The following is a 12,410-nucleotide window of genomic DNA, read 5'->3' as shown; positions in this document are numbered from 1 at the left end:
CCAGACGCGATGACACCCGAAGCCGCCAGCATCGAATCCGAAAAGCTCTGCCGCATGGCCCCGGTGATCCCGGTGCTCGTCGTGGACGACGTGGCCCATGCCGGCCCGCTGGCCGCAGCCCTGGTCGCCGGAGGTCTGCCGGTGCTCGAGGTCACGCTGCGCACGCCCGCCGCGCTCGAGGTCATCCGCGCGATGTCCGAGATCGAGGGCGGCATCGTAGGCGCAGGCACGCTGGTCACGCCCGACGACGTCAAGAAGGCCGTGGAGGCCGGCGCCAAGTTCGGCGTCTCGCCCGGCGCGACCGACCGGCTGCTCGACGCCTGCGAAGAGGCCGACCTGCCGCTTCTGCCCGGCGCGGCCACCGCGACCGAGGCCCTGCGCCTGCTGGAGCGCGGCTACACGGTGCAGAAGTTCTTCCCGGCAGAGGCCTCGGGCGGGGCACCCGCGCTCAAGGCCATCGGCGCGCCGCTGCCGCAGATCCGCTTCTGCCCCACCGGCGGGGTCAGCCTGAAGAACGCGGGCGACTACCTCGGACTCGCCAACACGCTCTGCGTCGGCGGCTCCTGGGTCGCGCCCAAGGACAAGGTCCAGGCCGGCGACTGGGCCGCGATCGAAGCCCTGGCCGCAGAGGCGGCCGCCCTGCCCCGCGACTGACGCCCGCCAACGCCGGGCATCTCCCACGACTGGCACCCCCGGGACATATCGTCCGGATCGTCCCGGGGCCCGCCTCAGTCAGCTGCGGCGCCCGCGCGCGCCACCTCGGCGGCGCGGCTGCGCACCCGCCGCGCGCCCATCGGCCAGCACCTCGGTCATCGGATGACCCGGCACACCGTGCCGCGCGAGCAAGCGCTCGATCAGCGCCGGCACATCGGCATTCCCCGGAACCGACAGCGCCCAGTCGAGGAATATCGTCCGGCATTCGCCCGCGCTGATCCCGTCGATCCGGTAGGCCTCGGCGATCAGCCCCTTCGGATCCGCCTCGTCGCCCTTGCTCATGCCTCCACCTCCGGCAGTGCCTCGTCTATGATCCCGGCCGCACGCGCACTGCACTCGCGCAGCGCCTCGGCTAGCGCCTCCATGTCGTCGCAACCCGTCAACCGTGCCAGGAAGGCCCGGCCGCCGGCACCCAGCGTCTCGGGGTCCAGCTCACCCTCGGTGATCAGCCGCGCGCCGATCTGCAGGTTCCAGCACAGCCGGTAGGCCGAGGTCAGCGTCTCGGCCGCCTCAGCGTCGAGCCAGCCGGCCCGCAACGCCGCGCGCAACCCCTGCGCCGTGCGCCGGGGCGGCCGTTCGACAAGAAGCGCGCCCACCTGTGCCGCCAGTTCGATGTCCTGCATCCGGCCGCGACCGAGCTTCGGGTCCCACAGCCCGCCCGGCCCCTTGGCCGCGGCGATCCGCGCTCGCATCCGCGCCAGTTCGCCCAGCACGCGGTCGCGGTCCTGCGGCATGGCCAGCACCTCGGCCCGGCAGGCCTCGACCTCGCCCGCCAGGTCCGCAGGCCCCGCAACCACCCGCGCGCGGGTCAGCGCCAGGTGCTCCCAGACCCAGGCTTCTTCGCGCTGGTAGCGGCTGAAAGAGGCAAAGGAGGTCGCCACCGGCCCCTGGTTGCCCGAGGGACGCAGACGCATATCGACCTCGTAGAGCTTGCCCTCGGCCATCGGTGCGCTCATCGCCGTGATGAGCGCCTGCGTCAGCCGCGCGTAGTAGGTCCGCGCGGCGAGAGGGCGGCGCCCCTCGGAGCTTTCAACACCCGCAGGGTCGTAGATCACGATCATGTCCAGGTCCGAGAGCGCATGCAGCCGCCGCGAGCCGAGGCTGCCCATGCCCATGACAACCGCGCCGCGCCCCGGCGGCGGGCCATGCTTGCGGGCGAATTCCTCCTGCACCACGGGGAAGACCGCCGCGATCACCGCCTCGGCCAGATCGGCGTATTGCTGCCCGGCCTCCTCGGGCTCGCTCAGGCCGCGCAGAAGGTGCACGCCCACGCGGAAATGCCACTCCCGCGTCCAGATCCGCGCCATGTCGAGCCGGCGCTCGTAGTCGTCCTCGCGGTCGAGCGCCTCGGACAGATCGGCCTGGAGCGCCGCGCGCCCGGGCCAGTCGGCGAAGAAATCGCCGCCGATCACCGCGTCGAAGACACCCGCGTTCCGCGACAGGTGGCGCGCGAGATCGGGCGAGGTCGTGACGATGTCGACCAGCAGGTCCACCAGCGGCGGATTGGCCTCGAAGAGCGAGAAAAGCTGCACCCCCGCCGGCAGCCCGGCGAGAAAGCCGTCGAAGGCCGCAAGCGCCTCCTCGGGGCGCGCGGCCTCGCCCAGCCGGCGGAGGATCTCGGGCTTGAGACGATCGAAGATCTCGACCGCGCGCCCGGAGCGCAGCGCCGGGTAGCTCGGCCAGCGCGCCACCAGGGGGCTGCATTCGAGCTCCTCGGGCACCGCCGCGCTGCTCGAGGCGCGCTGATCGGGGGCGAAGAACCCTTCGGTCAGCTCGTGCACGTCCTCGAGCCGCTCGCGGATCTCGGCCTGCAGATCCCCGGCCTCGCGCCCCATGAGTGCGGCGATGCGCTCCATGCCCTCGTCCGAGCCCGGCAACTGGTGGGTCTGTGCGTCGTTGACCATCTGCACGCGGTGCTCGACCTCGCGGTGCGCGCGGTAGTGCCCGGTCAGACGGTCGGCAACATCGCGCGGGATCCAGCCCTTGTCGGCCAGCACGCTCAGCCCCTCGACCGTGCCGCGCACCCGCAGGTCCGGGTCGCGCCCGCCGGCAATGATCTGCCGCGTCTGGGTGAAGAACTCAATCTCGCGGATGCCGCCACGGCCGAGCTTCATGTTGTGCCCCGGCAGGGTGATCTCGCCCGAGAGCCCCTTGGCGTCACGGTAACGAAGGCGCATGTCATGGGCGTCCTTGATCGCCGCGAAATCGAGGTGCCGCCGCCAGACGAAGGGCCGCAGCGTCTCGAGAAACTGCTCGCCCGCCGCGATGTCGCCCGCGCAGGGCCGCGCCTTGATGTAGGCCGCGCGTTCCCAGGCACGGCCAAGGCTCTCGTAGTAGCGTTCGGCCGCCTCCATCGCCATGCAGACCGGCGTGACCGAGGGGTCGGGCCGCAGCCGCAGGTCAGTGCGAAAGACGTAACCCTCGCCGGTGAGATCGCTCAGCGTCGCGGCCATGTTGCGCGTCGCCCGCACCAGCGAGGACCGCGCGGCGTGGTAGTCGTCGCGGTCGTAGCGCGTCTCGTCGAAGAGGCAGATCAGGTCGATGTCCGAGGAATAGTTCAGCTCGCCCGCGCCCATCTTGCCCATGGCCAGCACGGTGAGCCCACCGGCGCCCGCGATGTCGTCCTCGGTGGCACCCGGCAGCTTTCCCCGAGCCACTTCGCGCGCGATGGCGGCCTCGAGCGCGTGGCGCACGGCGGTATCGGCAAAGTCCGTCAGCCGCCCGGTCACGGTCTCCAGCGGCCAGACCCCGGCAAGATCGGCCAGCCCCACCAGCAGGGCCACCCGCCGCTTGGCACGCCTCAGCACCGCGCCCACCGCCTCCTCGCCCGGCAGGCCGGCGCAGAGCGCATCGAAAGCGGCTTCGGGATCGTCGAGCGCCCCCTCGAGCCAGCCGGCTTCCTTCTGGATGAGCCCGGAGAGGTAGGGGCTCGACCCGCCCGCGCCGACGAGCAGCTCGGCCAGGTCGCCATCGGCCCAGGGCGCGGCATCGCGCGCTTCGCGGCCAAGGTCGGGGTCGACGGCACGGGGCAGCCGGGTGATGCGGGATGCAAAATTCATGGGCACAGATGGCCATGCAGCGGGCGGATGTGCAACCGAACAGGTTGCCCTTCGCTCAAGGCCGGGGTTACCTGCGCGCCGAACGATCCGGAGACACGGCATGAGCAAGAGCCTGAAGCGCGTGCGCGCGGCATTGGAGGCGGCGGGGGTCACCCCCGAGATCCGCGAGGTGGGCCAGGCCCGGACCGCGCAGGAGGCCGCCGACAGCGTCGGCTGCGAGGTGGACCAGATTGCCAAGTCGATCATCTTCCGCGCCGAGCGCAGCGGCGACGCGGTGCTCTTTCTCACGGCCGGCGGCAACCGCGTCTGCGACGCACTCGCCTCTGACTGTGCCGGAGAGCCGCTGGGCAAGGCGGACGCCGCGCTGATCCGCGAGCAGACGGGCTTTGCCATCGGCGGCGTCGCGCCGCTGGGGCATCTCTCGCCGATCCGGGCCTGGCTCGATCCGCGGCTCCTCGAGTTCGACACTGTCTGGGCCGCGGCCGGCACCCCGCGGCACGTCTTCGCGATCAGTTCCGCGTCTCTGGTAGCCCTGACTGGGGCCCAGGTCGCCGGGTTCACGGAATAGTCTCAGGCGGGGCGAACGAGCCGGGCGGCCCGGCCGTGCGCCTCCGCCCACGATCGGGCCCGGAATGAAGGACCCGCGCGGAACGGGCCTACGCGGGTCACGGCGGTCTCTCGCCAGGTGGCGGGCTCATCCCGCCCTGCCGCACGGGCGCACAGCGCCCGCCATCAGCTCATGTAGCCAGCACACTTCGCCATCGTGATCGAGGTCGAGGCCTCCAGCGAATTCAGTTCGCTCGGTGAATTTGTCGCGCTGAACAGCCGCCTGCACGCGGCGCCGAAATTCTGGCCAGCCGGCTGGTCTGCCACGGTCTTGAGGTCTTCGCCCTCCGCATAGGCGGAGGCGAGTTCAGCCTGCGTGACAGAGCCACCGGCGACCGTCTCGGCGCGGGTCATCATTGTCGAAGAGCTGTTGGTCGCGCCGGTCTGCATCGGCTCTGACTCGACGCAAGCGGACAGGCCCAGGGCAATGACCGACAAGGCGGCAAAAGATCTTACTCGTTGAAACATCATGGGTTCTCCTTTTCCGTAACGTCAGGCTGCAAGCCGAGGCTTGCCGCTGTCAATGATCAAACGGCTGCGGTCCCGCAAACGGACAGAAATCGAATGTAAAAAACATTCACATCACCCCTTGCGGCCCGGCCGTCCGCTTCCCATCTCTCGTAATGTGAAAGGCATTCACATCACACACGAGAGCAAAGGACACCAACAGATGACCGCAACCGCGCACCTTGATACCGCCGCCCGTCCCGGCTGGCTGAAGCGTGCCGAGATGTGGCTCGACGCCCGCGGCAAGCCCGCATGGATCGTCGCCATGGTTCTCGGCTTCATCGCCTTCTGGCCGGTGGGCCTCGCCCTCCTCGCCTACATGATCTGGAGCAATCGCATGTTCTCGAAGTCCTGCACCCGCCACCGCAACGCCTATGCACACGGCTTCCACGCCATGCGGCCGACCGGCAACGCCGCCTTCGACGCCTACAAGGCCGACACGCTGAAGCGGCTCGAGGACGAGCAGAAGAGCTTCGAGGACTTCCTCCAGCGCCTGCGCGAAGCTCGCGACAAGGCCGAGTTCGACCAGTTCATGGAAGAGCGCAGCCGCGCGCCGCGTGACATGGACGAAGCCGAAACCCAAGGCGCCTGAGCGCGCTTCCCCCATGGCCCCGACCCGGGGCCATGGGCTATGATCCAACAGCCCCCACGAGTGATGAGCCAGTCCATGTATCCCGACGACGCCTATTCGCACCTGCCCGACCCGCAGCGCCAGAGCGGCTTCTACGACAGCGTGCCGCTCAAGCGCGGCCTCGCCTGGGTCGTGGACACCCTCGTCGTGGCGGTGCTCGTGCTGATCGCCCTCGTCTTCACCGCCTTCCTGGGCGCCTTCGTTTTCTTCGCGCTCTGGATGGTGGTCGGCTTCGCCTACCGGGTCATCACCATTGCCGGCGGCTCGGCCACCTGGGGCATGCGCCTCATGGCGATCGAGTTCCGCGACTGGCGCGGCCAGCGGCTCGACGGGATGCAGGCCTTCCTGCACACGCTGGGCTACTCGGTCTCCGTCGCCTTCATGCCCCTGCAGCTGATCTCGATCGTCTGCATGTGCGTGACCGAACGCGGCCAGGGCCTGACCGACCTGGTGCTGGGCACCACCGCGCTCAACCGGCGCGCCTGACCGCAGCCGCACGCGACGCGGCGGCAGAGCGCGCGCGGGGCCGCCGATCCCCATATCCGGGGGGTTGGCGGAGCGAATTTTCGTTGCTACGTTTTCGTTCGCCAACGCCGCCGACGGGAACCTAATGCGACACTCGCTGCCACTTGCGCCGCAATTCTATGTGACGGCTCCTCAACCCTGCCCGTACCTGCCCGGCCGGATGGAGCGCAAGCTCTTCACCGCGCTGCAGGGCGACACCGCCGAGAAGCTGAACGACAGCCTCTCGAAGCAGGGCTTCCGCCGGTCGCAGAACGTGCTCTACCGGCCGTCCTGCTCGGATTGCGCGGCCTGCCTGTCGGCCCGCATCGCCGTTGACCGGTTCACGCCCTCCAAGAGCCAGCGGCGCCTCGTGAAGCGCAACGGCCACCTCGCGCGGCGCGCCTCGAGCCCCTGGGCGACCGAGGAGCAGTTCGCGCTCTTCCGCCGCTATCTCGACGCGCGGCACGCCGATGGCGGCATGGCCGACATGGACATCTTCGAGTTCGCCGCGATGATCGAGGAAACCCCGATCCGCAGCCGCGTGGTGGAATACACCGACCGCGAGAGCGGCGATCTCAAGGCGGTCTGCCTGACCGATGTGCTCGATGACGGCGTGTCGATGGTCTATTCCTTCTACGACCCCGAGCTGCACCGCCAGAGCCTGGGCACCTGGATGATCCTCGATCACATCGAGATCGCGCGCGAGGCGCGGCTGCCCTACGTCTACCTGGGCTACTGGGTGCCGAATTCGCCCAAGATGGGCTACAAGGCGCAGTTCGACGCGCTCGAGGTCTATCGTCGCGGCCGCTGGGAGCGGATGCACGACACGCGCGACTACGAGATGGAGATGCACCCCCTCTCGACCGACCCCATTGCCGAGCAGGTGGCCAACATCTCGCTGCCCGACAGCCGGAGCTGACCCGGGGCCGCAAGGCCCCGGAGGTGCCTCAGAACAGCAGGGCCTTGGCCGGCATCCACAGGCCCATCGCGATCATCATCAGGTTCTCGGTCAGCGACACGAAGCCAAGCGGCACGTTGCTGCCACCGCCGACACAGGCACACTTGAGTTCGCGCTTGTCGATATAGACCGCCTTGAAGACCGACACCGCCCCCACGGTCCCGATGAAAAGCGCAACGGGCGCCGAGATCCAGACCAGCGCCCCGGCAATCATCAGCACGCCCGCCAGCGTCTCGGCGAAGGGATAGATGTAGCCGTAGCGCACCCAGCGCCGGGCAAGCAGGTCGTAGTTGAGAAACATGGTCGAAAAGCTCTCGACGTCCTGCAGTTTCTGGATGCCGAGCAGTGTCATCGAGATCGCGATGAACCATTCGAAGGTGCGCAGGGTCAGCAGCGCACCTTCGGCCGCCCAGCTGACCGCCAGCGCCATGAGCAGGCCGATGCCGAAGATCGCGACGACCGGCCGGTAGGAGGTCTCGTCGCTGGCCTTCACGCGCTTGCCGAAGAACTCGCGCACCTCCTCGTAACCGCCGATGCGCTCGGTTCCGATCCAGACCTGCGGCGTGGTCTTCACCCCGTGCTTGTCCATGAAGGCCTCGGTCTGCTCACGCGTCTCGAGCGGGTGATCCTCGACGGTATAGCCCTCCCGTTCGAGCAGATCCTTGGTCTTGAGACCGAAGGGACAGAGGTGGCCGGGCATGACCATCCGGTAAAGCGTCGCGGTTTTCGAGGTGTCATCGAAGGGCATTGCGGATCTCCCGTCTGCGTGGGGTGCTGAGGGAGAAACGGCGTTCCAGCGGTGGAAGGTTCCCTTGCGGGTCCTTTCACGGGAACGCGCCGCGCCGGGCGCGGATGGCTGCACCGCCCGCCGGAGGCTCCGGCGGGCGGCGGTCAGGGATCAGTTCGGGATCAGGTCCGGCACGATGGTCACGATGCCGGGCGCGAACCACAGCAGCGCGAGGCCGGCCACCTGGATCAGCACGAAGGGAAGCACCCCGCGATAGATCTGTCCCGTCGTCACGCTCGCCGGGGCCACGCCGCGCAGGTAGAACAGCGCGAAGCCGAAAGGCGGGGTCAGGAACGAGGTCTGCAGGTTCACCGCGATCATGATCGTCACCCACTTGGGATCGAAGGAGCCGCCGTAGATCACCGGGCCCACGATGGGCACCACGATGTAGATGATCTCGAGAAAATCCAGAACGAAGCCCAGGATGAAGAGCACCAGCATGACGATCAGGAAGACCTTGTGCTCGTCATCGAAGCTCATGAGGAACTGCTGGATGTAGTGCTCGCCCCCGAAGGAGATCACCACGAGGTTCAGCAGCTGCGAGGCCACGAGGATCGTGAAGACCATCGAGGTCACCTTCGCGGTCTCGCGCACCGCCGGTCCCAGCACGCCCGCGCGCAGCAGGATCCAGCAGGCGTAGAGCAGCCCGAAGAAGGCGAAGAGATAGGCCGCGTGCGCCACGATGAAGGCGATCCAGGTCTCCGCATCGACCGTCTCGCCGGTGATCCGCAGGTCGAAGTTGATGCCCACGAGGATCATGATGACCACCGCGAAGGTCGCCCACAGGATGATGCGCGGGCTGCGCTCCTGCTCGCCGAGTTTCCGGTAGGCCGCGAGCATGATGGCGCCCGCCGCCCCCAGCGCCGCCGCCGGCGTCGGGTTGGTGATGCCGCCCAGGATCGAGCCCAGCACCGCCACGATCAGCACCAGCGGCGGGAAGACCACACGGATCAGCTCGTTCTGGCCCAGCCGCTGCGCGGCGTGCTTTGCCCCCCAAAGCGCGATGACCCAGGGGATCAGCATCAGCAGCACCGTCGACATCGCCGACATGTCGGGCGCGATGAGCAGCCAGTCGACCGCCAGCCCCAGCACGAGGCCCGCGGCCCCCACCACCAGCGGCAGCGGCTCGGACGAGGGCGACACGCCTCGCGCCATGGCCAGCACGATCCCGAGGATCACCGCGATGACCGCGATGCCGGTGCCGATGGGCGCCGCGCTCTCGATGGCGGCGGCGCGGTTCTGGGCGATCTGCTCCTCGCTCAGCTCCTCCGCCTGCTCGAAGCCGCCGGCCTCGTCGATGGCCGCCTGCTCCTCGACCGCCTGGTCCCAGGCGGACTGGCCGTGCAGGTCGATCATCGCGGCCTGGCACTCTTCGGAGACGTTGGTGCGCAGGCTGGCGACCTCGCCCGCTTCCGAGAAGCGGTCGACATCCACCGACTGCGAGCCCACGACGCCCAGTTGACCAAGGCCGATGGTCCCCGCCACGATCAGCGCCGGCACGAAGAGATACCAGGTCACGGCCTCGCCGCGCGTCACCGCCTCGCCAGTGTCGCCGCCCAGCTGCACCGGCGGCGCCTTGGACGGATTGAACATCGCGTAGCCGAAGGCATAGGCGGCATAGAGACCCGCCAACAGGATGCCCGGCAGCAGCGCGGCCTGGAAGAGCGTGCCGACCGAGACCACGGCCGGCTCGCCCAGCAGCGTGAGCGCGTCGGTGCAGCCCGCCGCCTGGGCGCGCGCCTCCTGCGACGTGGCATAGAGATCGCCCGCGAGCGTGCCCAGCAGAACGATCACGATCGACGGCGGGATGATCTGCCCCAGCGTGCCCGAGGCGGCGATCACGCCCGTCGCCAACTCGGGCGAGTAGTTGTTCCGCAGCATGGTGGGCAGGGCCAGCAGACCCATGGTCACCACGGTCGCGCCGACGATCCCGGTCGAGGCCGCGAGGAAGGCGCCCACGACGACGATCGACACCGCGAGACCGCCCGGCAGCGGGCCGAAGACCCGCGCCATGGTGGTCAGCAGATCGTTGGCGATCTTGGACCGCTCGAGCACGATGCCCATCATCACGAACATCAGCACCGCGAGCAGCGTCTCGATGCTCTGCCCCGCGATGACGCGCTCGTTCACGCGGTTGACGATGAACGACACGTTGCGGTCGAGCGCCATCTCCCAGCCCCGGTCGAAGACCGGCATCGCGTAGCGCGGCAGTTCCGGGTATCGGAAGACCGAGATGTCGTCCGCCTTCACGCCCGAGGCGATCAGCGCGTCATAGGCTTGCGACGTGGTGTCGATGGCCTGGTGTACCAGCAGCCCCGCGCTGTCGAGCGCGGCAATGATGCCGAAGGAGATGACCCCCGCGCCACCGATGGCAAAGGCCACCGGAAAGCCCGAAAGGATCGCGGAGAAAAGCGTGAGAAAGACGATGATCAGGCCGATCTCGACGCCATCGAGTCCGAAAAGCATTTACCCTGTCCCTCTCAGAATTCCGCGTGGTCGTAGGCTTCTTCGCCTGCTTCGACCCGGTCGTGATCCAGATATTTGCCGTCGCTTTCCTCACCCTCTTTCCATTCGAGGTAACTGCGCCAGAAGAAGGTGACGCCCTGCAGGAAGATGAAGGCGCACATCACGACGATCAGGATCTTGAACAGGAAGTAGGCGGAAAAGCCGTTGGGGCTGAAGCCGATGGTCTCGACGTTCCAGCGCAGTGCCCGCGACTTCATCAGCAGCCGGTCGAGTCCTTCCGAGGCCGAGGGCTTGGGCACGATCAGGTGCCGCCAGAGGAAGAACCACGAGTAGAGCCACATCAACGTGGCCATCGGAAGCATGAAGACGAGGCTGCCGAACATGTCGATGGCCTTCTTCACGCGGTAGCGTGCGGGCGAATAGAGCAGGTCGACCCGAACGTGCCCACCCTGCACGAAGGTGTAGGCGAGGCAGAGCGCGACGACCATGGCGTTGTAGAGCTTGAGCTCTTCCGACCACCAGCTCACGTCGAAGCTGAGCGGTATGCCGAAGCCCAGGCCGATGTCGGGCCGGGCGAAGATCCGCTGGATGAAGATGATGACGACCTGCTGCAGCACCATGAGCAGGCCGGCCCAGGCCGCGACGCGGCCGACGCTGTTGTGCAGCGCCTCGAGGCCGCGAACCATGCCCCACATGATCTTGTGACGCCACATGCCGATGCCGGTGAGCACCAAGAAGATCGTCAGGACGACGAAGAACAGCTCTGCCGATCCGCCGTAGTAGACGAACCGCATGACCGCCTCGGGATCCGACCAGTTCAGCCAGCTGGCCGGATGGGTCAGCGCGTAGCCGAGATTGTAGAAAGACATGAAGATGTTGCCGATCAAGCCGATCACGGCGTCCAGTATCGTACCGGCTACGCCGCCCGTGGCAGCCTCTTGTTCCATGGCCCGAACCCTCGTCCTGTCCTGTCGACCGCGGCGTCACGACCCGCCCCGCTGCGGACGACCCCCTTCAAGGCAGACGCCCCCGCGGGTCGCGGGGGCGCTGCAAGTTGCTGTTTTCGCCGGATCAGATGCCCATGACGCGGTTCCGCTGCGCCGAGAAGGCGCCCTCGGAACGGCTGATCCACTGGGCCGACGACCGCAGCGATTCCATGTAGCTGTCGTAGCAGCGCTTGTAGATGTCGTCGTCCATCGGCTCCTGCACGACTTCCTGCGCCGCGGCGCCGAAGGCGTCCCAGACGCTGTCGGGGAACTCGGCCAGCTGAACGCCGCCCGACTGCAGGCGCTGAAGCGCCGACGAGTTGTTCGCCATGAACAGCGACATCGTCCAGATGTTCGAGGCGCGCGACACCTGCGCCACGATTTCCTGCTGCGCGGGCGTCAGGCTCTCGTAGACCTCGAGGTTCATGGTTAGGTTCAGGTTCGGCCCGGGCTCGTGGAAGCCGGCGGTGTAGTAGGTCTTGGTGATCTCTTGGAAGCCGGCCTTCTCGTCCGCCCAGGGACCGATCCACTCGGTGCCGTCGATCGCGCCGGAGGACAGCGCCTGGTAGACCTCTGCGCCCGGCAGGTTCTGAACCGATGCGCCCAGCTTGCCCAGCACCTGGCCACCCTGCCCCGGCATGCGGAACTTGAGGCCCTGGAAGTCCTCGGGCGAGGTGATCTCGCTTGCGAACCAGCCGCCCGACTGCGGGCCGGTGTTGCCCGAGGGGAAAGCCTTGAGGCCGAAGATCGAGTAGAGTTCGTCTGCCAGCTCCATGCCGCCGTCGTGGTAATACCAGTTGGCGTATTCCATGAAGTTCATGCCGAAGGGCACCTGGCTGAAGAAGCTCAGCGCCGGGTGCTGGCCGAGGAAGTAGTAGTCCACGCCGTGGTACATGTCGGCCTGGCCGGCCGAGACGGCGTCGAAGACTTCGAAGGCGCCCACGAGTTCGCCCGCCGCCTTGAGCTCGACAGTCAACTGGCCGTCGGTGGCAGCAGTGATCTGGTCGGCGCAATACTGGGCGCTGTCATGCACGCCGGCGAGGCCGCGGCCCCAGGTCGTGACGAGCGTCAGCGTGCGGCGGCCTTGCGCGTAGGCCGGAGCGGCCAGAGCGGATGCGGCCGCGGCGGCACCACCTGCGGTGGACGCCCTCAAAAAGGAACGACGATCCATAAAAATCCTCCCCTTAGGTGT

12 protein-coding genes are annotated in these 12,410 nt (G+C 68.0%); 5 read left to right on the top strand and 7 right to left on the bottom strand.

Features of this window, described 5'->3' with window-relative positions; all coding sequences use genetic code 11:
- Positions 1-9 precede the first annotated feature (9 nt).
- On the top strand, positions 10-654 hold the full coding sequence (gene eda / locus SALMUC_RS14760; RefSeq protein ID WP_020038739.1) for a bifunctional 4-hydroxy-2-oxoglutarate aldolase/2-dehydro-3-deoxy-phosphogluconate aldolase: 645 nt from the start codon (positions 10-12) through the stop codon (positions 652-654).
- A 78-nt stretch (positions 655-732) separates the two neighbouring features.
- Here the strand turns inward: eda and SALMUC_RS14755 are convergent, their stop codons facing one another.
- Together SALMUC_RS14755 and SALMUC_RS14750 are read right to left on the bottom strand one after the other, a co-directional pair.
- Positions 733-996, bottom strand: coding sequence for a hypothetical protein (locus SALMUC_RS14755; protein WP_020038740.1), 264 nt, complete (start codon positions 994-996; stop codon positions 733-735).
- Positions 993-3,773 carry a bifunctional [glutamate--ammonia ligase]-adenylyl-L-tyrosine phosphorylase/[glutamate--ammonia-ligase] adenylyltransferase gene (locus tag SALMUC_RS14750; RefSeq protein ID WP_021120440.1) on the bottom strand — a complete coding sequence of 927 codons (2,781 nt, stop codon included), beginning with the start codon at positions 3,771-3,773 and terminating at the stop codon, positions 993-995. Before SALMUC_RS14750 ends, SALMUC_RS14755 begins: the two co-directional genes overlap by 4 nt.
- A gap of 100 nt (positions 3,774-3,873) precedes the next feature.
- Here SALMUC_RS14750 and SALMUC_RS14745 point away from each other — a divergent pair, with 100 nt between their 5' ends.
- The gene (locus SALMUC_RS14745; RefSeq protein ID WP_020038742.1) at positions 3,874-4,341 is read left to right on the top strand and encodes a YbaK/EbsC family protein; all 468 of its coding nucleotides are present in this window, start codon (positions 3,874-3,876) and stop codon (positions 4,339-4,341) included.
- Positions 4,342-4,505: 164 nt separating this feature from the next.
- On the opposite strand, the gene SALMUC_RS14740 is transcribed toward SALMUC_RS14745, so the two are convergent.
- Entirely contained in the window at positions 4,506-4,850 is a 345-nt protein-coding gene (locus tag SALMUC_RS14740; protein WP_020038743.1) for a hypothetical protein, read from the bottom strand.
- A gap of 199 nt (positions 4,851-5,049) precedes the next feature.
- Here SALMUC_RS14740 and SALMUC_RS14735 point away from each other — a divergent pair, with 199 nt between their 5' ends.
- The 3 genes from SALMUC_RS14735 (at position 5,050) to SALMUC_RS14725 (ending at position 6,940) form a co-directional block, all read left to right on the top strand.
- Positions 5,050-5,478 (top strand): DUF2852 domain-containing protein, encoded by a 429-nt coding sequence (locus tag SALMUC_RS14735; protein ID WP_020038744.1) that lies wholly within the window; start codon positions 5,050-5,052, stop codon positions 5,476-5,478.
- A gap of 75 nt (positions 5,479-5,553) precedes the next feature.
- A complete protein-coding gene (locus SALMUC_RS14730; RefSeq protein ID WP_020038745.1) occupies positions 5,554-6,003 on the top strand; it encodes an RDD family protein in 450 nt (149 codons plus the stop codon).
- A gap of 124 nt (positions 6,004-6,127) precedes the next feature.
- The gene (locus tag SALMUC_RS14725) at positions 6,128-6,940 is read left to right on the top strand and encodes an arginyltransferase (RefSeq protein WP_037372020.1); all 813 of its coding nucleotides are present in this window, start codon (positions 6,128-6,130) and stop codon (positions 6,938-6,940) included.
- Positions 6,941-6,968: 28 nt separating this feature from the next.
- Here the strand turns inward: SALMUC_RS14725 and SALMUC_RS14720 are convergent, their stop codons facing one another.
- From SALMUC_RS14720 to SALMUC_RS14705, 4 genes are all read right to left on the bottom strand, one after another.
- Positions 6,969-7,727 carry a MauE/DoxX family redox-associated membrane protein gene (locus tag SALMUC_RS14720; RefSeq protein ID WP_020038747.1) on the bottom strand — a complete coding sequence of 253 codons (759 nt, stop codon included), beginning with the start codon at positions 7,725-7,727 and terminating at the stop codon, positions 6,969-6,971.
- Between the two features lie 150 nt (positions 7,728-7,877).
- Positions 7,878-10,232, bottom strand: a complete 2,355-nt coding sequence (locus SALMUC_RS14715) for a TRAP transporter large permease (protein WP_020038748.1) — start codon at positions 10,230-10,232, stop codon at positions 7,878-7,880.
- Positions 10,233-10,246: 14 nt separating this feature from the next.
- Positions 10,247-11,179 carry a TRAP transporter small permease subunit gene (locus tag SALMUC_RS14710; RefSeq protein WP_020038749.1) on the bottom strand — a complete coding sequence of 311 codons (933 nt, stop codon included), beginning with the start codon at positions 11,177-11,179 and terminating at the stop codon, positions 10,247-10,249.
- A 124-nt stretch (positions 11,180-11,303) separates the two neighbouring features.
- Positions 11,304-12,389, bottom strand: coding sequence for a TRAP transporter substrate-binding protein (locus SALMUC_RS14705; protein ID WP_021120439.1), 1,086 nt, complete (start codon positions 12,387-12,389; stop codon positions 11,304-11,306).
- Positions 12,390-12,410: the final 21 nt, after the last annotated feature.

Origin of the sequence: Salipiger mucosus DSM 16094, assembly GCF_000442255.1 — a bacterium.
Taxonomy (GTDB): Bacteria; Pseudomonadota; Alphaproteobacteria; order Rhodobacterales; family Rhodobacteraceae; genus Salipiger; species Salipiger mucosus.
This window is presented reverse-complemented; position numbering and strand designations above follow the sequence as displayed.